The sequence below is a fragment of the Pseudomonas sp. NPDC089547 genome (genome assembly GCF_050280665.1).
In the GTDB taxonomy this organism is placed as follows: domain Bacteria; phylum Pseudomonadota; class Gammaproteobacteria; order Pseudomonadales; family Pseudomonadaceae; genus Aquipseudomonas.
On record NZ_JBNNVS010000038.1, the window covers coordinates 1 to 23,058 of the forward strand.

At 62.8% G+C, this 23,058-nt stretch carries 18 protein-coding genes; 4 read left to right on the forward strand and 14 right to left on the reverse strand.

Features of this window, described 5'->3' with window-relative positions:
* From ACQKPZ_RS21445 to mtnA, 7 genes are all read right to left on the reverse strand, one after another.
* Positions 1 to 1,100 (reverse strand): 30S ribosomal protein S1 (locus ACQKPZ_RS21445; RefSeq protein WP_427541943.1); only part of this gene is annotated, 1,100 nt, incomplete at its 3' end.
* A gap of 124 nt (positions 1,101 to 1,224) precedes the next feature.
* Positions 1,225 to 1,911: a (d)CMP kinase gene (gene cmk, locus ACQKPZ_RS21450; RefSeq protein ID WP_403203007.1), complete on the reverse strand. Its 687-nt coding sequence runs from the start codon at positions 1,909 to 1,911 to the stop codon at positions 1,225 to 1,227.
* Positions 1,908 to 4,115: a bifunctional prephenate dehydrogenase/3-phosphoshikimate 1-carboxyvinyltransferase gene (locus ACQKPZ_RS21455; protein ID WP_427542023.1), complete on the reverse strand. Its 2,208-nt coding sequence runs from the start codon at positions 4,113 to 4,115 to the stop codon at positions 1,908 to 1,910. The genes cmk and ACQKPZ_RS21455 overlap by 4 nt, the downstream gene beginning before the upstream one ends.
* A gap of 225 nt (positions 4,116 to 4,340) precedes the next feature.
* On the reverse strand, positions 4,341 to 5,435 hold the full coding sequence (gene pheA / locus ACQKPZ_RS21460) for a prephenate dehydratase (RefSeq protein WP_403203009.1): 1,095 nt from the start codon (positions 5,433 to 5,435) through the stop codon (positions 4,341 to 4,343).
* Positions 5,435 to 6,520: a 3-phosphoserine/phosphohydroxythreonine transaminase gene (gene serC / locus ACQKPZ_RS21465; protein ID WP_391125016.1), complete on the reverse strand. Its 1,086-nt coding sequence runs from the start codon at positions 6,518 to 6,520 to the stop codon at positions 5,435 to 5,437. Before serC ends, pheA begins: the two co-directional genes overlap by 1 nt.
* Before the next feature lie 266 nt (positions 6,521 to 6,786).
* Entirely contained in the window at positions 6,787 to 9,552 is a 2,766-nt protein-coding gene (gene gyrA, locus ACQKPZ_RS21470) for a DNA gyrase subunit A (RefSeq protein ID WP_427541946.1), read from the reverse strand.
* 341 nt (positions 9,553 to 9,893) lie between these two features.
* Positions 9,894 to 10,970 carry an S-methyl-5-thioribose-1-phosphate isomerase gene (gene mtnA, locus ACQKPZ_RS21475; protein WP_427541949.1) on the reverse strand — a complete coding sequence of 359 codons (1,077 nt, stop codon included), beginning with the start codon at positions 10,968 to 10,970 and terminating at the stop codon, positions 9,894 to 9,896.
* 110 nt (positions 10,971 to 11,080) lie between these two features.
* Here mtnA and ubiG point away from each other — a divergent pair, with 110 nt between their 5' ends.
* From ubiG to ACQKPZ_RS21490, 3 genes are all read left to right on the forward strand, one after another.
* Positions 11,081 to 11,779: a bifunctional 2-polyprenyl-6-hydroxyphenol methylase/3-demethylubiquinol 3-O-methyltransferase UbiG gene (gene ubiG, locus ACQKPZ_RS21480; protein ID WP_012271034.1), complete on the forward strand. Its 699-nt coding sequence runs from the start codon at positions 11,081 to 11,083 to the stop codon at positions 11,777 to 11,779.
* Between the two features lie 2 nt (positions 11,780 to 11,781).
* A complete protein-coding gene (gene mupP / locus ACQKPZ_RS21485) occupies positions 11,782 to 12,453 on the forward strand; it encodes an N-acetylmuramic acid 6-phosphate phosphatase MupP (protein WP_391125006.1) in 672 nt (223 codons plus the stop codon).
* Positions 12,454 to 12,599: 146 nt separating this feature from the next.
* The gene (locus ACQKPZ_RS21490; protein ID WP_427541952.1) at positions 12,600 to 13,340 is read left to right on the forward strand and encodes a YciK family oxidoreductase; all 741 of its coding nucleotides are present in this window, start codon (positions 12,600 to 12,602) and stop codon (positions 13,338 to 13,340) included.
* A gap of 122 nt (positions 13,341 to 13,462) precedes the next feature.
* Here the strand turns inward: ACQKPZ_RS21490 and ACQKPZ_RS21495 are convergent, their stop codons facing one another.
* The 7 genes from ACQKPZ_RS21495 to ACQKPZ_RS21525 all read right to left on the reverse strand — a co-directional run bounded on the left by ACQKPZ_RS21495 (position 13,463) and on the right by ACQKPZ_RS21525 (position 21,428).
* On the reverse strand, positions 13,463 to 14,248 hold the full coding sequence (locus ACQKPZ_RS21495; RefSeq protein ID WP_403203020.1) for a TenA family transcriptional regulator: 786 nt from the start codon (positions 14,246 to 14,248) through the stop codon (positions 13,463 to 13,465).
* Positions 14,249 to 14,279: 31 nt separating this feature from the next.
* Entirely contained in the window at positions 14,280 to 16,736 is a 2,457-nt protein-coding gene (locus ACQKPZ_RS21500) for an EAL domain-containing protein (protein WP_427541955.1), read from the reverse strand.
* Positions 16,737 to 16,973: 237 nt separating this feature from the next.
* Positions 16,974 to 18,713, reverse strand: a complete 1,740-nt coding sequence (locus ACQKPZ_RS21505; RefSeq protein ID WP_427542026.1) for an ABC transporter ATP-binding protein — start codon at positions 18,711 to 18,713, stop codon at positions 16,974 to 16,976.
* 85 nt (positions 18,714 to 18,798) lie between these two features.
* On the reverse strand, positions 18,799 to 19,431 hold the full coding sequence (locus ACQKPZ_RS21510; RefSeq protein ID WP_391124997.1) for a DsbA family protein: 633 nt from the start codon (positions 19,429 to 19,431) through the stop codon (positions 18,799 to 18,801).
* Between the two features lie 3 nt (positions 19,432 to 19,434).
* On the reverse strand, positions 19,435 to 20,367 hold the full coding sequence (locus ACQKPZ_RS21515) for a rhodanese-related sulfurtransferase (protein ID WP_427541958.1): 933 nt from the start codon (positions 20,365 to 20,367) through the stop codon (positions 19,435 to 19,437).
* A 229-nt stretch (positions 20,368 to 20,596) separates the two neighbouring features.
* Positions 20,597 to 20,893, reverse strand: coding sequence for a BolA family protein (locus ACQKPZ_RS21520; RefSeq protein WP_400742072.1), 297 nt, complete (start codon positions 20,891 to 20,893; stop codon positions 20,597 to 20,599).
* A gap of 10 nt (positions 20,894 to 20,903) precedes the next feature.
* Positions 20,904 to 21,428, reverse strand: a complete 525-nt coding sequence (locus ACQKPZ_RS21525) for a DUF2059 domain-containing protein (RefSeq protein WP_003252642.1) — start codon at positions 21,426 to 21,428, stop codon at positions 20,904 to 20,906.
* A 154-nt stretch (positions 21,429 to 21,582) separates the two neighbouring features.
* Between ACQKPZ_RS21525 and ACQKPZ_RS21530 the strand changes: the two genes are divergently transcribed.
* Positions 21,583 to 22,977: a class II fumarate hydratase gene (locus ACQKPZ_RS21530; RefSeq protein ID WP_391124990.1), complete on the forward strand. Its 1,395-nt coding sequence runs from the start codon at positions 21,583 to 21,585 to the stop codon at positions 22,975 to 22,977.
* Positions 22,978 to 23,058 lie beyond the last annotated feature (81 nt).

Here is a 23,058-nt window from a genome sequence, read left to right on the forward strand (position 1 = left end):
TCTTTCCCTACTCGACTATCTTCCGATCTTAAGTCTTCCCATGGGTTTGTCTTTCTATGCTTGTTGCCCTGTGAGATACGACGACGCTCTTCGTAATTGTCCAGAACCATGACTTCCACTTCGTCGCCAACCTGAACGACTTTCGACGGGTGGATGTTCTTGTTGGTCCAGTCCATTTCGGAAACGTGTACCAGACCTTCAACGCCTTCTTCCAGCTCAGCGAAGCAGCCGTAGTCGGTCAGGTTGGTAACGCGAGCTTGTACGCGAGTACCTTCTGGGTAACGGGCAGTGATAGCTACCCACGGATCTTCGCCCATTTGCTTCAGACCCAGCGAAACGCGGTTGCGCTCGCGGTCGAACTTCAGAACGCGTACGTCGACTTCGTCGCCAACGTTAACGATTTCCGATGGGTGCTTGATGCGCTTCCAGGCCATGTCGGTGATGTGCAGCAGGCCGTCGATACCGCCCAGGTCCACGAATGCGCCGTAGTCGGTGAGGTTCTTGACGATACCTTTGACTTGCTGGCCTTCCTGCAGGGTTTCCAGCAGGGCTTCGCGCTCGGCGGAGTTCTCGGCTTCCAGCACGCTGCGACGCGAAACAACAACGTTGTTGCGCTTCTGGTCCAGCTTGATGACCTTGAATTCCAGCTCTTTGCCTTCGAGGTGGGTGGTGTCGCGCACTGGGCGGACATCAACCAGGGAGCCCGGCAGGAACGCACGGATGCCGTTAACGTCGACAGTGAAGCCGCCTTTAACCTTACCGTTGATAACGCCCTTGACCACTTCTTCGGCGGCGAAAGCTGCTTCCAGAACAATCCAGCACTCGGCGCGCTTGGCTTTTTCACGGGACAGTTTGGTTTCGCCAAAGCCGTCTTCTACCGCGTCCAGCGCAACGTGAACTTCGTCACCGACCTTGATGGTCAGTTCGCCAGCTTCGTTGTAGAACTGCTCGAGCGGGATGACACCCTCGGACTTCAGGCCAGCGTGTACGGTAACCCAGTCGCCGTCGATGTCGACAACGATACCGGTGATGATGGCACCCGGCTGAAGATTGAGGGTTTTCAGGCTTTCTTCAAAGAGTTCTGCAAAGCTTTCGCTCATTTTAATTCCTGTAGATTCGGGCGAAACAAACGCCCCTCGCCACATTCCAGACAATGTGGGTCTGTTTTAAGTAAAGGAAAGCCGGCAAGACGTTGACTGGTGAACCTGCCTGCTCTCCTGGCTATCAGAGAAGGTCGCGCTGGGCGATCTCGCTCCTGATACGTTGCAACACCTGCTCGATGGACAACTCGGTAGAGTCCAACTGAATGGCATCGGCCGCTGGTTTCAGCGGGGCCACTGCACGTTGGGTATCGCGTTCATCACGCGCACGAATCTCATCCAGCAGACTCGACAGACTAACATCTTCACCCTTGCCCTTCAACTGCAGGTAGCGGCGACGTGCACGCTCCTCCGCACTGGCGGTGAGGAAGACTTTCAACGGCGCGTCGGGGAACACCACGGTGCCCATGTCGCGGCCGTCGGCAATCAGCCCCGGCGCTTCGCGAAACTCGCGCTGGCGTACCAGCAGCGCATCACGCACGGCCGGCAGCGAGGCTACCATCGACGCACCGGCGCCGACGGTTTCGGTGCGGATGACGTTGCTGACGTCCTCACCCTCAAGGATGATCTGTTGCAGCTTACCGGGCTCGGCAGCAATGAACTGCACATCCAGATGGGCGGCAAGCTTGGTCAGCAGCTCTTCGTTGGTCAGGTCGACGCCGTGGTTGCTGGCGTTGAACGCCAGCAAGCGGTACAGCGCGCCGGAGTCCAGCAGCTTCCAGCCCAGCTCGCGGGCCAGCAGGCCGGCGACCGTGCCTTTGCCCGAGCCGCTTGGCCCGTCGATGGTGATGACTGGCGCCTGCGAATTCACGACTTGCCCTCTTCCGCCACGCGGATACCGACTTCGGCGCACAACGCCAGGAAGTTGGGGAACGAGGTGGCGACGTTGGCGCAGTCGTGGATGCGGATAGGCGCGCTGGCGCGCAGCGAGGCCACACTGAAGGCCATGGCGATACGGTGGTCACCGTGGCCATGCACTTCGCCACCGCCCAGCTGACCGCCGTCGATGATGATGCCGTCCGGGGTCGGTTCGCACTTGATGCCCAGGGTGATCAGGCCGTCGGCCATCACCTGGATACGGTCGGACTCCTTCACCCGCAGCTCTTCGGCGCCACGCAGCACGGTACGCCCTTCGGCGCAGGCGGCGGCCACGAACAGCACCGGGAATTCGTCGATGGCCAGCGGCACCAGCTCTTCCGGGATGTCGATACCTTTCAGCTTCGCACCGCGAACACGCAGGTCGGCCACCGGCTCGCCGCCGACTTCACGCTGGTTTTCCAGGGTAATGTCGCCGCCCATCAGACGCAGGATGTCGATGACACCGGTACGGGTCGGGTTGATGCCGACGTGTTCCAGCACCAGCTCGGAGCCTTCGGCGATGGAAGCCGCTACCAGGAAGAATGCCGCCGAGGAAATGTCGGCTGGCACTTCGATGCGGGTGGCGGTCAGCTTGCCGCCAGACTGCAACGAAGCCACCGGGCCATTGCTCTCGACCGAATAGCCGAAACCGCGCAGCATGCGCTCGGTATGGTCGCGGGTCGGTGCCGGCTCGGTGACAGTGGTCTTGCCTTCGGCGTACAGGCCGGCCAGCAGCAGGCAGGATTTGACCTGAGCGCTGGCCATTGGCAGCGTGTAGGTCAGGCCCTTGAGTTTGTGGCCACCGCGAATGGTCAGCGGCGGGCGGCCTTCGGGGCCGGTCTCGACCACCGCACCCATTTCGCGCAGCGGGTTGGCCACACGATTCATCGGGCGCTTGGACAGCGAGGCGTCACCGGTCATGGTCACGTCGAACGGCTGGCCGGCCAGCAGGCCCGACAGCAGGCGCATCGAGGTGCCGGAGTTGCCCACGTACAGCGGCCCGGGCGGCGGCTTGAGGCCATGCAGGCCAACGCCGTGAATGGTCACGCGACCGTGGTTGGGGCCTTCGATGACCACACCCATGTCGCGGAATGCCTGCAGGGTCGCCAGCGCGTCTTCACCTTCGAGGAAGCCTTCGACTTCGGTGGTGCCTTCGGCCAGCGAGCCGAGCATGATCGAGCGGTGGGAAATCGACTTGTCGCCCGGTACACGGATCCGCCCGTTCAGGCGGCCACCCGGTTGGGCCAGGAAAATCAGATCGTTGGCGTTCATAGCGTCCACATAGGCCCGGCGGGCCAGGATTTTACTGAAATGCTCGCGGGCAACCCGTGCGCGGGTGAATACACCCAGCAGCTGGTGCCCGTCCCCTTCAGCGATCGCGTCGCGCAAGGCGTCGAGATCGCTGCGATATGTATCGAGTGTGCGCAGGACAGCGTCGCGGTTGGCGAGGAAGATGTCATGCCACATGGTCGGGTCGCTGCCGGCGATTCTTGTGAAATCGCGGAAGCCTCCCGCAGCGTACCGGAAGATCTCGAGGTTTTCATTGCGCTTGGCCAGCGAGTCGACCAAGCCAAAGGCCAGCAGGTGCGGCAAATGGCTGGTGGCGGCCAGCACTTCGTCGTGGCGCTCGACCGACATGTGCTCCACATCGGCATCCAGCGCGCGCCACAGGCGGTCGACCAGGGCCAGCGCGGCCGGGTCGGTTTCGGCCAGCGGCGTGAGAATGACCTTGTGGCGGCGGAACAGGGTGGCGTTGGAGGCCTCTACCCCGCTCTGCTCGGAGCCGGCGATGGGGTGGCCGGGGACGAAGCGCGGCAGGCGCTGACCAAAGACCGAACGTGCCTCACGGACGACATTGCCCTTGGCACTGCCGACGTCGGTGATAATGGCGTTGCCGAGGTCGAGCCGAGCCAGGCGCGCCAGGACCTTTTCCATGGCCAGGATCGGTACGGCCAGCTGGATGACATCGGCGCCCACGCAGGCGGCGGCGAGGTCTTCTTCACAGCGGTCGACCACGCCCAGGGCCACGGCCTGCTTGCGCGAGGGTGCATCCAGGTCGACACCGACCACTTCGCGGCACAGGCCGCTTTCACGCAGGCCTTTGGCAAACGAGCCACCGATCAGGCCGAGGCCGACCACGACCAGGCGATTGATGATTGGTGCGGGTTTGGTTTTTGCTGCTTTTACCACTGGTGCGAACCCTGTTCAGAAATCTAGACAGCCTGTTAGGGCCATTGGGGCTGCTTTGCAGCCCATCGCGACACAAGGCCGCTCCTACAGGGACCGTGCAAACCTGTAGATTGCCCCTCCACAGGTGCGCGGTACCTGTAGGAGCGGCCTTGTGTCGCGATGGGGCGCGAAGCGCCCCCCAACAACCTCAAATCAAAGTACTGCCTTCGGATACGAGCCCAGCACCTTCAGCGCCACAGCCTCCTGGCTGATCTGCTCCAGCACCGCCTTGATCAACGGGTCGCGGTGGTGGCCAACGAAGTCGATGAAGAACACGTAGGTCCACTTGCCACTGCGCGACGGGCGAGTCTCGATGCGGGTCAGGTCGATGCCGTTCTCGTGGAACGGCACCAGCAGCTCGTGCAGCGCACCTGGCTTGTTGCTCATCGAGACGATGATCGAGGTCTTGTCGTCGCCGGTCGGCGGCACTTCCTGCTGGCCGATCATCAAAAAGCGCGTGGAGTTGTCCGGGCGGTCTTCGATCTTTTCGGCCAGGCGGGTCAAACCATACAGGTTGGCCGCCATGTCACCGGCGATCGCCGCCGAGTTCCACTCGCCCTTGACGCGCTTGGCCGCCTCGGCATTGCTCGATACCGCCACGCGCTCTACGTTCGGGTAGTGCGCGTCCAGCCATTTGCGGCACTGGGCCAGCGACTGGGCGTGGGAGTAGATGCGGGTAATGCTGTCGGTCTTGGTGTTCTCGCCTACCAGCAGGTGATGGTGGATGCGCAGCTCGACTTCGCCGCAAATAACCATGTCGTGCTCAAGGAAGCTGTCCAGGGTGTGGCTGACTGCGCCTTCGGTGGAGTTTTCCACCGGCACCACGCCGAAATTGACGGCGCCGGCCGCCACTTCGCGGAACACTTCGTCGATGGCCGCCATCGGCCGGCTGATCACCGCATGGCCGAAGTGCTTCATGGCCGCAGCCTGGGTGAAGGTACCTTCAGGGCCGAGGTAGGCGATTTTCAGCGGCTCTTCGAGGGCCAGGCACGAAGACATGATTTCGCGGAACAGCCGCGCCATCTCTTCGTTGCCCAGCGGGCCCTTGTTGCGCTCCATCACGCGCTTGAGCACCGCGGCTTCACGCTCGGGGCGGTAGAACACCGGTTTTTCGCCTTCTTTCAGCGAGGCCGTCTTGACCCGGGCTACTTCTTCGGCGCAACGGGCGCGGTCGCTGATCAGCTCGAGGATTTTCTCGTCGAGGCTGTCGATGCGTACGCGCAGCGCCTTGAGCTCCTGTTCGGACATCAGCCGTGCTCCTTCTCGAATTCAGCCATGTAGCCAACCAGCGCTTCAACTGCTTCCAGGCCCAGGGCGTTGTAGATGGAGGCACGCATGCCGCCCACCGAACGGTGGCCCTTCAGGTTGAGCAGGCCGCGGGCATCGGCACCGGCGAGGAAGGCCTTGTCCAGGCGCTCGTCAGCCAGGCGGAACGGCACGTTCATCCACGAACGGGCGTTGACGCTGATCGGGTTGGTGTAGAAATCGCTGTTGTCGATAAAGCCGTACAGGCGTTCTTTCTTGGCGCGGTTGCGCTGCTCCATGGCATCGACGCCACCCTGCTCTTTCAGCCACTCGAAGACCAGGCCCGAGAGGTACCAGGAATACGTGGCCGGGGTGTTGTACATCGAACCGTTGTCAGCCGAAACCTTGTAGTCGAGCATGGTCGGGCAGCTGCTGCGGGCATGGCCCAGCAGGTCTTCACGCACGATCACCACTACCAGGCCGCTAGGGCCGATGTTTTTCTGCGCGCCAGCGTAGATCAGGCCGAACTGCGACACATCGATAGGGCGCGAGAGGATGTCGGACGACATGTCGACCACCAGCGGCACGTCACCGGTTTCTGGCACCCAGTCAAACTGCAGGCCGCCGATGGTTTCGTTGGACGCATAGTGCACGTAGGCGGCGTTTTTGGTCAGGCTCCACTCGTTCTGGCCCGGGATGGCCAGGTAGTCGTAGGGCTTGGCGCTGGCAGCAACGTTGATGTTGCCGAAGCGGCGCGCTTCCTCGATGGCCTTTTTCGACCAGATGCCGGTTTCGATGTAGTCGGCAGTGCCGTTTTCCGGCAGCAGGTTCAGCGGGATTTCGGCGAACTGCTGGCTGGCGCCGCCCTGCAGGAACAGCACCTTGTAATTGGAGGGGACGGACAGCAGGTCACGCAGGTCCTGCTCGGCCTTTTCGGCGATGGCCACGTAGTCGTCGCTGCGATGGCTCATTTCCATCACCGACAAGCCCTTGCCGTTCCAGTCCAGCATCTCGGCCTGGGCGCGCTGCAACACAGCGTCAGGAAGCGCGGCAGGGCCTGCGCAGAAGTTAAAGGCTCGTTTGCTCACATCCACTCTCGCTCTGCCAAATGGTACTAATTCATTTCTTGCAGGCCGCGCACTGCTCTTTGTAGGAGCGGCCTTGTGTCGCGAAAGGGCCGCAAAGCGGCCCCAGCAATTCATCTGTTGACGCTGAAACCCTGGGGCCGCTTCGCGCCCCTTTCGCGACACAAGGCCGCTCCTACAAAAAGCTCGCCCGCACTAGGCCGGGCTTCGCCTGCTGCAATCAGTCAAACGGGGCGACCTTGGTCGCCCCGTTCGGGTTTTACACTTGCTTACTCCTGCGGCGCCTCTTCGGCACCCGCAGCCTCATCATTGTCTGGCGCTTCGGCCTCGACGCCCTCCTCGCCCGTCTCGATCACATCATCGAGTTCGTCCTCGGACGGCTCCTGGATACGCTCCAGGCCCACCAGTGTCTCGTCAGCCGCCAGCTTGATCAGCGTAACACCCTGGGTGTTCCGGCTCAGGCTGGAAACTTCACCAACCCGCGTGCGCACCAGCGTGCCCTGGTCGGAGATCAGCATGATCTCCTCGCCTTCCTGTACCTGGATGGCACCAATCAGCAAGCCGTTGCGCCCTTTGGTACCCATGGCGATAACGCCCTGGCCACCACGGCCGCGACGCGGGAACTTGGACAGCGGGGTGCGCTTGCCGAAGCCACGCTCGGAAGCGGTAAGGATCTGCGAACCGGACTCCGGGATCAGCATGGAAATGATCTGCTGACCTTTACCCAGCTTCATGCCGCGCACACCACGGGCAGTACGGCCCATTTCACGCACTACGCTTTCGGCGAAGCGGATGACCTTGCCGGCATCGGAGAACATCATGACTTCCTTGGCGCCGTCGGTAATGGCCGCAGCAATCAGGGTGTCACCTTCTTTAAGCTTCAGGGCGATCAGGCCGTTGGAGCGCGGACGGGCAAACTGCACCAGCGGGGTCTTCTTGACGGTACCCGAAGCGGTGGCCATGAAGATGTACGCGCCGGTCGGCTCTGCGACCCACTCCGGCGTGTCGCCGTCTTCTTCGTCGACTTCCTCGGGCTCTACCAGCTCACCCTCGAGCACGGTGTCTTCAGCGTCTTCCAGCTCTTCGTCCAGGTCGGCGTTCTGCTGCAGCGCTTCGAGGTCGATCTGCAGCATGGCGGTGATGCGCTCACCCTCCTCCAGCGGCAGCAGGTTGACCAACGGGCGACCACGGGCAGCGCGGGACGCTTCAGGGATTTCGTAGGTCTTCTTCCAGTACACCTTGCCCTTGCTGGAGAACAGCAAAAGGGTGGCGTGGCTGTTGGCGACCAACAGGTGCTCGATGTAGTCCTCGTCCTTCACGCCGGTAGCCGACTTGCCTTTACCGCCACGGCGCTGAGCCTGGTAGGCCGACAATGGCTGGGTCTTGGCATAACCACCGTGGGAGATGGTGACCACGCGCTCCTCCTCCGGGATCATGTCGCCGTAGTTGAGGTCGTGGCTGGCGTTGAGGATTTCGGTACGACGGGCATCGCCGTATTCGGCGCGGATGGCTTCCAGTTCTTCGCGGATCACTTCCATCAGGCGCTCGGCGCTGCTGAGGATGCGGATCAGCTCGCCGATCTGCTCGAGGATTTCCTGGTACTCGGCCAGCAGCTTCTCGTGCTCCAGGCCGGTCAGGCGGTGCAGGCGCAGGTCAAGAATGGCCTGGGCCTGTTCCGGCGACAGGAAGTACTTGCCATCGTGCAGGCCATACTGCTCCGGCAGGTCTTCAGGGCGGCAGGAATCGGCGCCTGCGCGCTCGACCATGACCTGCACGGCACTGGATTCCCACGGCGTGGAAACCAGGGCTTCCTTGGCTTCGGACGGGGTCGGCGAGGCCTTGATCAGGGCGATGACCGGGTCGATGTTGGACAGCGCAACCGCCTGGCCTTCAAGGATGTGGCCACGCTCGCGGGCCTTGCGCAGCTCGAACACGGTACGGCGGGTCACCACTTCACGGCGGTGACGGACGAACGCTTCAAGCAGGTCCTTGAGGTTGAGCAGGCGTGGACGGCCGTCGATCAGGGCCACCACGTTGATGCCGAATACGCTCTGCAGCTGGGTTTGCTGGTAGAGGTTGTTGAGCACCACCTCCGGCACCTCGCCGCGGCGCAGCTCGATGACGATTCGCATACCGTCCTTGTCGGACTCGTCGCGCAACTCGGTGATGCCTTCGATCTTCTTCTCTTTTACCAGCTCGGCGATCTTTTCGATCAGGCGCGCCTTGTTCAGCTGGTACGGCAGCTCGGTCACGACGATCTGCTGGCGGCCGCCGACCTTGTCGATGTCTTCGACTTCGGAACGGGCACGCATGTAGATGCGGCCACGACCGGTACGATAGGCCTCGATGATGCCCTGGCGACCGTTGATGATACCGGCAGTCGGGAAGTCTGGCCCGGGGATGAACTGCATCAGCTCATCGATGGTGACTTCCGGGTTGTCGATAAGCGCCAGGCAACCGTCGATGACTTCACCGAGGTTGTGTGGCGGGATGTTGGTCGCCATGCCCACAGCGATGCCGCTGGAACCGTTGACCAGCAGGTTGGGAATACGGGTCGGCATGACCGCCGGGATCTGCTCGGTGCCGTCGTAGTTGGGCACCCAGTCGACGGTTTCCTTGTGCAGGTCGGCCAGCAGCTCGTGAGCCAGCTTGGTCATGCGCACTTCGGTGTATCGCATGGCTGCGGCGTTGTCGCCGTCCACCGAACCGAAGTTGCCCTGGCCGTCGACCAGCAGGTAACGCAGCGAGAACGGCTGGGCCATACGCACGATGGTGTCGTAGACCGCAGTGTCGCCGTGCGGGTGGTACTTACCGATCACGTCACCGACCACACGGGCGGATTTCTTGTACGGCTTGTTCCAGTCGTTGCCCAGTTCGCTCATCGCATAGAGAACGCGACGATGCACGGGCTTCAAGCCGTCACGCGCATCGGGCAGCGCTCGCCCGACAATCACGCTCATCGCGTAGTCGAGGTAAGACTGTCTCAGTTCGTCTTCGATATTGACCGGGAGGATTTCTTTGGCCAGTTCGCCCATGAGAAGCCTGATTCCTTTTTCTGGTGAAACTTCGCAGCTCCATCAAGGGCCGAACGAAGCTCGCCGCCGCAGCGCATAAGGGTGCGACGACTTACGACAAATCAATGAGTTGTGCCATGGATCTGCGCAATGAAGGCCGCCGTGATGGGCGGTCTTGGAAACTGCCGGATGTTACCACAAAGGCGGGGGCGGTGGGGAGATGTGGCAGGCGGCCAGAAGCGGGTTTCAATCCTGGAGTTTTCACTGGCTTCTTCGCGGGCACGCCCGCTCCCACAGGGCCTTGTGCTATCCCTGTGGGAGCGGGCATGCCCGCGAAGAGGCCGGCACAGGCAATACAACTATCAGTGCAACCGCTTGCGGCACATCAACTGCGCCAGTTTGGCGGCATCCGGCCGTTCCACCACGCCGCGCTCGGTCACGATCACATCGATCAGGTCGGCCGGGGTCACGTCGAATACAGGGTTGAACACCTCGACATCCGGCGCCACCCGGGTACCCGCTATGTCCAGCAGTTCGTCGGCATCACGCTCTTCCAGCGGGATATCCTCGCCAGTGGCCAGGTTCAGGTCGATGCTGGTGCTCGGCGCCACCACCATGAAACGCACACCGTGGTGCATGGCGCTGACCGCCAGCTGATAGGTGCCGATCTTGCTGGCCATGTCGCCGTTGGCCGCAATGCAGTCGGCACCCACCACTACCCAGGTGATGCCCTTGGTCTTCATCAGGTGGGCCAACGCCGAGTCGGCGCACAGGGTTACCGGGATGCCTTCGTCGGCCAGTTCCCAGGCAGTCAGCCGCGAGCCTTGCAGCCAGGGGCGGGTCTCGCCGGCATACACCCGTTCGACCATGCCGTCCAGGTAGCCGGCACGAATCACCCCCAGCGCGGTGCCAAAGCCGCCACTGGCAAGGGCGCCGGCATTGCCGTAGGTAAGCAGGGTCTGGGCATTGCCCTGGTGGCGGCGGATCAGCTCGATGCCTTGCTGGGCCATGGTCAGGTTGGCTTCACGGTCGCTTTCGTGGATGGCCACTGCTTCGGCCTCCAGCGCTGCCAGCACATCTTCATCCGGGCGCAGCCTTTGCAGGCGCTCACGCATGCAGTTCAGCGCCCAGAACAGGTTGGCGGCCGTGGGGCGCGCCTCGGCCAGGCTAAGGAAGTCTTCTTCCAGGTCCAGCTCCCAGTCGCCACCTTCGGCCAGCCGCTCTTCCAGGGCCAGCACCAGGCCATAGGCCGCAGCAATACCGATGGCCGAAGCGCCGCGCACCGCCATGTCGCGGATTGCCGCCGCCACCTGCGCAACATTGTCGCAGGCCAGCCAGCGTTCTTCCGACGGCAGCAGGCGCTGGTCGAGCAGGTGCAAGATGCCGCCCTGCCAGCGGATCCCGGTCACCTTCTCCGCCGCCAAAAGTCGCTCGCGCATCGCCTCTCCCCGTCGTTCGCATGTCAAAAACCGGCGATTATAGCGACCCTCGGGGCCAAGCGCTCGGGTATACTCCGGCGCAATTTTGCGAAGTTTCAGAGGACTGTTCAATGAGCAACGTCGACCGCGCCGAAATCGCCAAGTTCGAAGCGCTGGCCCACCGCTGGTGGGACCGCGAAAGCGAGTTCAAGCCGCTGCACGAAATCAACCCGCTGCGCGTCAACTGGATCGACGAACGCGCCAGCCTGGCCGGCAAGAAAGTGCTGGACGTAGGCTGCGGCGGCGGCATCCTCAGCGAAGCCATGGCCCTGCGCGGTGCCACGGTCACCGGCATCGACATGGGCGAAGCGCCCCTGGCGGTGGCCCAACTGCACCAGCTGGAGTCCGGCGTGCAAGTGGAATACCGGCAGATCACTGCCGAAGCGCTGGCCGAGGAAATGCCTGAACAGTTCGACGTGGTCACCTGCCTGGAAATGCTCGAGCACGTGCCCGACCCGTCTTCGGTGATTCGCGCCTGCTACCGCATGGTCAAGCCGGGCGGCCAGGTGTTCTTCTCCACCATCAACCGCAACCCGAAGGCCTACCTGCTGGCCATCGTCGGCGCCGAATACATCCTGAAGATGCTGCCGCGCGGCACCCATGACTTCAAGAAGTTCATCCGCCCCTCCGAACTGGGCGCCTGGAGCCGCGATGCCGGCCTGCAGGTGAAGGACATCATCGGCCTCACCTACAACCCGCTGACCAAGCACTACAAGCTTAACAGCGACGTCGACGTCAACTACATGATCCAGACCCTGCGCGAGGAATAAGCATGCGTTTGCGAGCAGTACTCTTCGACATGGACGGCACCTTGCTCGACACGGCGCCGGACTTCATCGCCATCTGCCAGGCCATGCTCGCCGAGCGCGGCCTGCCGCCCGTCGATGACAAACTGATCCGCGATGTGATTTCCGGCGGTGCCCGGGCCATGGTTGCGGCCACGTTCGCCATGGACCCGCAAGCCGAGGGCTTCGAGCCCTTGCGCCTGGAGTTCCTTGAACGCTACCAACGCGACTGCGCGGTACACAGCAAGCTGTTCGATGGCATGGCCGAGTTGCTGAGCGATATCGAGAAAGGCAACCTGCTGTGGGGCGTAGTCACCAATAAGCCGGTGCGCTTCGCCGAGCCGATCATGCAGCAGTTGGGCCTGGCCGAGCGTTCGGCGCTGCTGATCTGCCCGGACCACGTGAAAAACAGCAAACCCGACCCCGAGCCGCTGATCCTGGCCTGCAAAACCCTGGACCTGGACCCGGCCACCGTGCTGTTCGTCGGCGACGACCTGCGCGACATCGAATCTGGCCGCGACGCCGGCACCCGCACGGCGGCCGTGCGCTACGGCTATATTCATCCAGAGGACAACCCCAACAACTGGGGTGCCGACGTGGTGGTGGACCACCCGCTGGAACTGCGCAAGGTGATCGACAGCGCGCTGTGCGGCTGCTGAGTTGCAACGGCTGACGACGGACCCTGTGGGAGCGGGCATGCCCGCGAAGCAGGCACTGCGGTGGATGGCACCGGCTTTGCCGGTGTTCGCGGGCATGCCCGCTCCCACAAGCTTCGGCGTTGCCCAATGAACAAGGGAAAAATCTGATGTTCGAATACACCGCCCGCCCCGACCTGCTGCAAGGCCGGGTCATCCTGATTACCGGTGCCGGCCGCGGCATCGGTGCCGCCGCTGCCAAGGCTTATGCCGCGCTCGGCGCTACCGTGCTGCTGCTGGGCAAGACCGAGGCCAACCTGAACGAGGTCTACGACCAGATCGAAGCTGCGGGGCACCCGCAGCCGGTGGTCATCCCGTTCAACCTGGAAACCGCCCTGCCCCACCAGTACGACGAACTGGCGGTGATGATCGAGGACCAGTTCGGCCGCCTGGACGGCCTGCTGAACAATGCCTCGATCATTGGCCCGCGCACACCCCTGGAGCAGTTGTCAGGCGACAACTTCATGCGTGTGATGCACATCAACGTCGATGCCACCTTCATGCTCACCAGCACCCTGCTGCCACTGCTGAAGCTATCTGAAGACGCTTCGGTGGTGTTCACCAGCAGCAGTGTCGGGCGCAAAGGCCGTGCATACTGGGGCGCTTATGGCGTTTCGAAGTTTGCCACCGAGGGCCTGATGCAGACCTTGGCCGACGAGCTGGAAGGCGTGGCGCCGGTGCGCTCCAACAGTATCAACCCGGGGGCAACGCGCACGGCAATGCGCGCCCAGGCGTACCCCAGCGAGAACCCGCAGAACAACCCGCTGCCTGAAGAAATCATGCCGGTGTACCTGTACCTGATGGGGCCGGACAGCACCGGGGTGAACGGGCAGGCGTTCAACGCTCAGTAAGGCTTGAGATTGTCGGGGCTGCTGTGCAGCCCATCGCGACGCAAGGCCGCTCCTACAAGAGCACGCGATCTCCTGTAGGAGCGGCCTTGTGTCGCGATGGGCGCGCAGCGTCCCCCGGGGGCCTACCCCGCCGCCAACGCCGGGCGCAAACGGCCTTGCTGGCGCCCCTCCAACTGCATGCAGCGCTCCAAAAACAGGAACATGCAGTCATAACTCTTGCAAATCGCCCTGCGTAACTCTGTACGCAGCCCCAGCGTCGGGTTCTCGCCGGCCAGGGTACAGATGATTTCCAACGCCTCCCACGGATGCGCATCATCATACTGGGCATGCATCTTCAGCCACTTCATCGCCCGCTTGCGCCCTTCCTCAGGGAAGCCCTGTGCATAGGTGTCGGTCGAGCACACCACCGCCGACCATTCGCCGGTCGCGCCTTCGATGGCGTAGTTGGTCGCGGCCATGGAAATCGCCAGGTTCTCGGTGGCACACACCCGCCAGCACCAGTCGTTCAGGCCGTTCAGCTCGGGCGGCACTTCCTGCGCCTGCAATTCGTGCAGGTGCACCCCGTGCGCCTGGCACCAGTTCACCCAATAGTCGGCATGGTTGAGTTCCACACGAATATTGCGCATCAGCCAGCGCCGCGCCATGTCTTCGCCCTGATGGCGGCCATAACGGGTCTTGGTCAGGTTGTGGGCCATGTACAGCGAAAACTGCTCCACTACCGGCCAGCCACCAATCAGGTACTGACGGATGGTCGACTGCTTCAACTGCCCGTCGCGCAGGCGCGCGTAGAACTCATGCTCGACCACCCGGCGCTTGCTTTCACGGCAATCTTCAATCAGTTGCTGGGCCCATTGGGGGTAGCTGGCGGGGTCCATCAAAGGCCCGATACGAACGAATGCATCAATCACTTTTCAGCTCCTTGATCCTTGTGATTTCTAGCTAGCGAAACGTGCCAGGTGCCCGCTGCAACAGAGGCCGGGCGGCGATCCGTTGGCGCTGCAGACTGTCACAGGTGAACACCTGGGGGCGTTCGATCAGGTAGCCCTGGGCGTAATCCACGCCTATCTCCTGTAGGGCCTGCTCGATCAAGGGTGTTTCGACAAACTCGGCGATGGTGCGTTTCCCCATGACATGGCCGATGTGGTTGATGACCTCGACCATGGCCCGGTTGACCGGGTCGTCGAGCATATCCTTGACGAAACTGCCGTCGATTTTCAGGAAATCCACGGGCAAATGCTTGAGGTAGGCGAACGAAGACATGCCGGCGCAGAAATCATCGAGCGAGAAGCGGCAACCCAGCCCCTTCAACTCGTTGATGAAGCGGATGGCGCTGCCCAGGTTGGCGATGGCGCTGGTTTCGGTAATCTCGAAACAGATCATCCGTGGCGGGATGGCGTATTCGACAAACAGCCGCTGCAGGTATTCGAGGAAGTTGTCATCGCCGATGCTCGACCCTGACAAGTTGATCGCACAGATCGACAGCGGCCCTTCGCGCTGTTCGTCCAGGCACTGGCGGATGACCTGGAACACATTGCGCACCACCCAGCGGTCCAGCGCGGTCATCAGGCCGTAGCGTTCGGCCGCCGGAATGAAGCTGCTGGGCAGGATGGTGCGGCCGTTTTCGTCGTGCAGGCGCAGCAGGATTTCAATATGCCCCGGGCCTTCAAAGGTTTTCAGCGGGGCAATTTCCTGGGCGTACAGGCAGAAGCGGTTTTCTTCCAGGGCCACGTGCAAGCGCTGGATCCAGGCCATCTCACCAAAGCGCATGGACAGTTCGCTGTCGTCGGCGTGGTACACCTGCACGCGGTTGCGCCCCTTTTCCTTGGCCATGTAGCAGGCCATGTCGGCAGCACGCAGCGAGGTTTCGAGGGTGCCGGGGGCCTGTGCCATGTGCACCAGGCCAACGCTCACGGTGGTGACGAAGGGTCGCCCCTTCCACACGAAGTGCAGGCTTTGCACCATCTGGCGCAATTGCTCGGCAATGCGCTCGGCCTGGTCGGGCGGGCAGTTTTCCAGCAGCACGCCGAACTCGTCGCCACCCAGCCGCGCCAGGGTGTCACCTTCGCGCAGGCCCGATTGCAGCACGGCGCAGATGTGCCGCAGCAGTTCGTCACCCGCGGCATGCCCAGAGGTATCGTTGACCAGTTTGAACTGGTCAAGGTCAAGGAACATCAGCGAATGCCGGCCGGCCTGACGCGCCAGGCCGTTCAGCGCCTGCTCCAGGCGGTATTCGAACTCGCGGCGGTTGGCCAGGCCGGTCAAAGCGTCGTGGGTAGCTTGCCAGGACAGGTTGGCGATGTACTGGCGTTCCTGGGTCATGTCGTGCAGCACCAGCACGATGCCGCTGACCTGGCCGTCATTGAGGATCGGCGAGCCCACCAGGTTGATCGACACCGTGCTGCCATCCAGGCGCTGGATCAGCCGGGCATGCTCGGCGCCCCCCTTGAGGCTGCCGCTGAGCACCTGCTCTACCAGGCTGCCGCCGTCTTCCTCGGCCTGCTCGTCCACCAGGCTGAACAGCGCCGACAGCGGCAAGCCCTGGGCCTGGCCAGACTGCCAGTGGGTCAATTGCTCGGCGGCCGGGTTCATGTAGCCGATGCAGCCGTCCACATCGGTGGTAATCACCGCATCGCCAATGGCCTGCAAGGTGATCTGCGCCCGCTCCTTTTCCTCCTGCAAGGCACTGGCAAAGGCCTGACGCTGGGCCAGCAGCTTGCTGGAGCGGCGCCAGGCGATGGTAATGAGGAACATCGCCGTCAGCAGGTTGGTAATCATCAGCACCCGCAGCAGCATGCGCGAGCCTTCACCCAAGGCATCGCTGAAGGCCTTGGCGGCGGGGGTAACACCCTCGTTGATGGTAACGATACGGGCCTTCCAGGCGCTTAACGTCTGGGCGTCGACGGGGCCACTGGCAAAGCGTTGGCGCATCTCGCCGGCCAGCACATCCAGCTTGGCCAGGTAATCGTCGCCGATGTCCCAGTAGTCAATGGCTGTCTGCATGTAGCTGACATTGCGGAAGTTGCGATAGAACCAGATGATCCGCGTGACATCATCGGGGTGGTTGCCGCCTTGCAGCACCGCCTGGCGCGCGGCATCCAGGTCAGGGTTGGGCTGGTCCAGCACCTCGCGCAACTGGTGGTCGCCCTGGGGCACGGTAATAGCCTGGCGATAGCGCTGGTAGGTGCTGTCGTCGCGGGTTTCGGCGTACAGGTTGAGGTAATAGATGGCGTCTTTCTGCGCCTTGGACCACAGGCTTTCGCCCGCCACATAGGCGCGCACGGCCGACAGCGTATACAGGCTGAGGCTACCCAGCGCCACCTGGAAGACCACAACGGCGATGAAGGGCCAGGTGATGCCAAGCAGCTTGGGCGCTTCTAGAGTGCGATGTCCCTTCATGGATTCCCTGTCACAGAGCAGATAAGGCGCAAATCAACCCAGACAAGCACAGCGTAGGCCATTTGCCATCGCTGTGGAGGGGATTTTTATGACAAGGAGTCGGGGGATTTGTACAGCCTGCGCCGCCCTCTTCGCGGGTGAACCCGCTCCCACAGTGATATCACAGCACTTGAGGCCTGTGCTGTACCTGTGGGAGCGGGTTTACCCGCGAAGAAGCCGGTAAAGGCAACCAGACATTCAGCTCTGCTGCAGGTGCCCATAAAGCTTGGCATACAACCCACCTTCGGCAATCAGCTGCTGGTGGTCGCCATCTTCGGCCACATGCCCGCCATCGAACACCAGCACCCGGTCGGCCTGTTTCACCGCCGACAGGCGGTGGGCAATGATCAGTGTGGTACGGCCGCTGAGGAAGCGCGCCAAGGCCTGGTGCAGGTTGTACTCGGTAGCCGCATCCAGGGCCGAGGTGGCCTCGTCAAGGATCACTACCTTGGGCTCGGCCAGCACCATGCGGGCAATGGCCAGGCGCTGGCGCTGGCCGCCGGACAAGCGCACGCCGGAGCGCCCCACCACACTGTCCAGGCCCTGCGGCAAGGCAGCGATGGTGGCATCCAGCTGGGCGATGCGCAGCGCCTGCCAGCAGGCGTCATCGCTGCAATCGCGGCCCATGGCCAGGTTGGCGCGCACGGTATCATTGAACAGCGACGGGTGCTGCAATACCACCGCAACATTCTCGCGCAGGGTTTCCAGGCCGATTTCCTGCAGGCTGGCGCCCCCAAAGCGGATAGTCCCGGCCTGGGCGCTGTACAGGCCCAGCAACAGTTGCACCAAGGTGCTCTTGCCACCACCACTGGCGCCGACTATCGCCACCTTTTCGCCCGGCGCGATGGACAAGCCGAGGTTGTCCAACACCGGCTCGTCGGCATAGGCAAAGCGCAGGTCGCGCACGTCGATACCCACCGTCTCGCGCCCCGCGAACGGGTCGCAGGCGGCCGGGTACTGTGGCTCGTCGGCACGCGCCAGCAGCTCGTTGAGGCGGCTCAGCGCACCACCGGCGGCGTAGTAGGCATATTGCAGGTTGAGCAACTGCTCCACCGGGCCGATCATGAACCACAGGTAGCTGAACACTGCCAGCATCTGGCCGATCGACAGGTCGGAGAACAGCACGGTAAGCATGGCTGCCGCGCGGAATATGTCGATACCAAACTGGAACAGCAAGCCACTGGCACGGCCACTGGCATCGCTTTTCCACTGCGAGTCCACGGCGTAGTCGCGCACTTCGCGGGCACGCAGGCCCAGGCGCCCCAGGAAGTAGCCCTGGCGGTTGCTGGCGCGGATTTCCTGGATGGCATCGAGGGTTTCCGTCAGCGCCTGGGTAAAGCGTGCAGTGCTGTCGTTCTCAAGCTTTTTCAGGTGTTTGACGCGCTTGCCGAGCTGCACGGTGAAGTAGATCACCAGCGGGTTGAACAGCAAGATCAGCAAGGCCAGCTGCCAGTGCATCCAGATAAGGATTGCCGCAGTGCCAGTCAACGTCAGCATGGCCACCAGGAAGCGGCTGAGCGTTTCGCCAACGAACTTGTCGAGGGTGTCCAGGTCGGTGACCAGGTGGGTGGTCACCGTGCCACTGCCCAGGCTCTCGTACTCCTTCAGCGAAATGCGCTTGAGCCGCTCGATCAGACGGATGCGCAAGCGATAGACGATGTCCTTGGCCAGGCCGGCGAACAGCTTGGCCTGCACCACGTTGAACGCCAGTGCAGCCAGGCGCAGGCACAGGGTAAGTGCCAGCATCAGCCCGATGTACCCGGCCGCTACCTGCCAACCGGACGGCAACAGGTGGTTCATCCACTTGAGCGCGGCATCGCCATGGCCCAGCAACACTTCATCCACCAGCAGCGGCAGCAGCAGCGGAATCGGCACGCTGCAACAGGCTGCCAGTACGGCGATGAAATTGGCGGACCAGAGGTTCTTCTTGTGATGCATGGCCAGGCGACGGATTTCCGCCCAGCTCAGTCGATCGCCCGCAGTGTGAGGTTTGCCCGGCACCGGGTCGGGTGACCCAGGCACATCAAGCACAGGCGGCCTGCTGCAGCCAGCGGCCGAGCAAGGGTTGCAGGCGCTCCAGCGCCTGGTAGCCGTTGGTCAGCAAGGCCAGTTGGCCATTGCGCTCGGCCAGAAGGGTCGGGAAACCGGCAATACCCAGGTCCTGGGCCCAGCTGAAATCGGCTGCGGTGGCAGCGCGTGTATCGGCACGGGCGAAGGTTTCGGCGAACACGGCGCGGTCGAAGCCTGCCTGCTCCGCCAGCTCGACCAACTGTGGCGCGGTGGTCACATCCACGCCCTGCTCGTAGAACGAACGCTGGATCAACGCCAGCAGCGGCCAGACACGCTCGGCATCCAGCTCGCGGGCGGTGACCAAGGCACGGCAGGCCGGCTCGGTGTCGTAGACAAAACCGTCGGGCATGGCGCCCTCGAAGCGGAACGGCTGGCCGGTAGCCTCGGCCACCGCCTGCCAGTGTTCGAGGATGTACTTGCGGGTAGAGCTGTCCAGGGCGCTGCCACCGGTGCGCAAGCCACCCACCACCAGCCGGGTGGCAATGCCCGCTTCACGCGCCTGGGCGATCAGGGCCGCCGCCACTGGCGCGAAACCCCAGCACCAGGAGCACATCGGGTCCATCACATAGATCAGGCGTGCAGACATGCATCAGGCCTCGGCTTTGTAGTTGTAACCGATCGGGTGCGGCAGGTTGCGGGCCTTGGCCAGCTCGATCTGCTTCTGCCGGTCGATGGCGCTGCGCCGGGTCTTTTCGCTCAGGGTGTCCCAGCAATGCGGGCAGCTGACACCTGGCGAATAGTGCTCGGACGCGCGCTCCTCTGCATTGATCGGGTGGCGGCAGGCGTGGCACTGGTCGTACTCGCCTTCGCTCAGGTCATGGCGCACCGTGACGCGGTTGTCGAAGACGAAGCAGTCGCCGTCCCACAGGCTCTCTTCCTGAGGTACTTCCTCGAAGTATTTCAGGATGCCGCCCTTAAGATGATAGACCGCATCAAAGCCTTCACCGAGCATGTAGCTGGAAGCTTTTTCGCAACGGATGCCGCCGGTACAGAACATGGCGACCTTCTTGTGCTTGCTGGGGTCGAAGTTGGCCTTGATGTAGTCCGGGAACTCGCGGAAGGTTTCGGTCTTGGGGTCGATGGCGCCCTTGAAGGTGCCGATGGCCACTTCGTAATCGTTGCGGGTGTCGATCAGCAGCACTTCCGGGTCACTGATCAGGGCGTTCCAGTCCTTGGGTTCGACGTAGGTGCCGACCGCCTGGTTCGGGTCCACGCCCGGCACGCCGAGGGTGACGATCTCTTTCTTGAGCTTGACCTTGGTGCGGTAGAACGGTTGTTCGTCGCAGTACGACTCTTTATGGTCGACATCGACCAGGCGCGGGTCGTTGCGCAGCCAGGCCAGCAGGCCATCGATGCCTTCGCGGGTGGCCGACACGGTGCCGTTGATGCCCTCATTGGCCAGCAACAGGGTGCCTTTGACGTTGTTGTCGAGCATGGCCTTGAGCAGCGGCTCGCGCAGCTCGACGTAGTCTTCAAGGGTAACGAATTTGTACAGCGCCGCGACGACGATGGCTTGGGACATGAAGCAGGTTCTCCAGGTGGTTGCCCTCGTAAGGGGCGGACCGGGTTTGACAGGTGTAGAAAAAGCATGGGGGCGCTTTGCGCCCCTTTCGCGACACAAGGCCGCTCCTACAGGAGAATGCACAACCCGATGGCGGGTGCGATCCACTGTAGGAGCGGCCTTGTGTCGCGAAAGGGCCGCAAAGCGGCCCCCGGATTTTGCAGGATTCTACCAGAACGACAGAAAGGTTTCAGTGCCCGCCGCCCGCGCACACCGGCGAGGCCGGTGCAACACCGACCTTGGCCCACTCTTCGGCGGTGTAGGTGTGGATGGCCAGGGCGTGAATTTCGCCCATCAGCTCGCCCATGGTGGCGTATACCTTCTGATGGCGCTTGACGCTGTTCAACCCGGCAAACTGCTCGCAGACGATCACTGCCTTGTAGTGGGTCTCCTGACCACGACTGTGCATGTGGCTTTCGTTGAGCACTTGCAGGTGTTGCGGCGCCAGGGCGGCCAGCTGTTGTTCAATGCGCTGTTGCATGGTCATCGCGGGGTGCTCACTTCTTGGCTGGGGCAGCGGCCTTGCCAGCGTTCGGGTCCAGCTCCTTGGTCATGTCTTCCAGCAGCTTGTTCACCACCGGTACTGCTGGCTCCAGGCTCTGCTGGGTCAGCTGGGCCGACTGCTGGGTGACCTTGGGCATTTCACGCAGTACTTTCTTGCCCAGCGGCGACTCGTAGAACTTGACCAGGTCTTTCAGTTCCTGCTCGGTGAAGGTCTGGGTGTAGAGGTCGACCATCTTCGGCTTCAGCTTGTTCCAGCCGATGGCGTTGTCCAGCGCGGCGTTAGCCTTGGCCTGGTAGCTTTCCAGCACTGGCTGCTTGGCGGCCGGCGCCTTGGTCTGGGCGAAGCGCTGGGCGAACATCTGCTGCACTTGCATGTACACCGGGGTGCCCAGCTTGTCGGCGTTGGCCAGGGTCAGGAATTTCTCGGCAGCAGCGTTATGGCTGGCGGTGGCAGCGAGTACCTGGCCGCTGGCGCAAACCAGGGCAACGGCGGCACAAAGGACACGGAGACGGGTCATTGCATTTCCTTCAAGGAGAGGGAGGCGGGTACCTCAGAGTAGAGCATTCTGCGCCGTGGTGGCGATGTGCTCAAGTGGCACGACGAGCGACTGAACCGCTCGGTCGATTCAGGGCCTAAACTGCGAATTCGAACTACACAGGAGTGAGTACAGAATGAGCCGTATCGAGACAGACAGCCTGGGCCCGGTGGAAGTTCCGGAGAACGCCTACTGGGGTGCGCAGACCCAGCGTTCGCTGATCAACTTCGCCATTGGCAAGGAACGCATGCCCCTCGCGGTACTGCACGCCCTGGCGCTGATCAAGAAGGCCGCGGCACGCGTCAACGACCGCAATGGCGACCTGCCGGCCGACATCGCCCGTCTTATCGAACAGGCTGCCGACGAAGTGCTGGCGGGCCAGCATGACGACCAGTTTCCGTTGGTCGTCTGGCAGACCGGCAGCGGCACCCAGAGCAACATGAACGTCAACGAAGTGATTGCCGGGCGCGCCAACGAACTGGCCGGCAAGGGCCGCGGCGGCAAGGCACCGGTGCATCCCAACGACCACGTCAACCGCTCGCAGAGCTCCAACGACTGCTTCCCCACGGCCATGCACATTGCAGCGGCCCAGGCCGTGCATGAAAAACTGCTGCCGGCGATTGCCGAGCTGTCGTCGGGGCTGGCGGAGTTGTCGGCGCGCCACCAGAAGCTGGTGAAGACCGGCCGTACGCACATGATGGACGCTACGCCGATCACCTTCGGCCAGGAGGTTTCAGCCTTCGTCGCCCAACTTGACTACGCCCAGCGTGCCATCCGCGCTACCTTGCCGGCGGTATGCGAGCTGGCCCAGGGCGGCACTGCCGTGGGTACCGGCCTTAATGCCCCGCATGGCTTTGCCGAGGCCATCGCTGCGGAACTTGCGGCGGAATCCGGCCTGCCGTTCGTCACCGCGCCGAACAAGTTTGCCGCCCTCGCCGGCCACGAACCGCTGACCAGCCTGGCGGGCGCCCTGAAGACCCTGGCCGTGGCCCTGATGAAAATTGCCAATGACCTGCGCCTGCTCGGCTCCGGCCCACGCGCCGGGCTGGCCGAAGTGCGCCTGCCGGCCAACGAGCCGGGCAGCTCGATCATGCCGGGCAAGGTCAACCCTACCCAGTGCGAGGCGCTGTCGATGCTGGCCTGCCAGGTGCTGGGCAACGACGCGGCCATCGGTTTTGCCGCCAGCCAGGGGCATTTGCAGCTCAATGTGTTCAAGCCGGTGATCATCCATAACCTGTTGCAGTCGATCGAACTGCTGGCCGATGGCTGCAGCAACTTCCAGCTGCACTGCGTGGCGGGCATCGAGCCGGATGCCGGGCAGATGGCTGCGCACCTGGAGCGCGGGTTGATGCTGGTGACGGCGCTTAACCCGCATATCGGGTATGACAAGGCGGCGGAGATTGCCAAGAAGGCTTACAGCGAGGGCAAGACCTTGCGCGAGGCTGCGCTGGAGTTGAAGTACCTGACAAATGAGCAGTTCGACCAATGGGTAAGGCCGGAGAACATGCTGGCACCGGGTGGCAAAGGGTAATGGCCCAGGTCCGCAACCCCCTGTAGGAGCGGCCTTGTGTCGCGATGGGCTGCGCAGCAGCCCCAAAATCTATGCCACTGT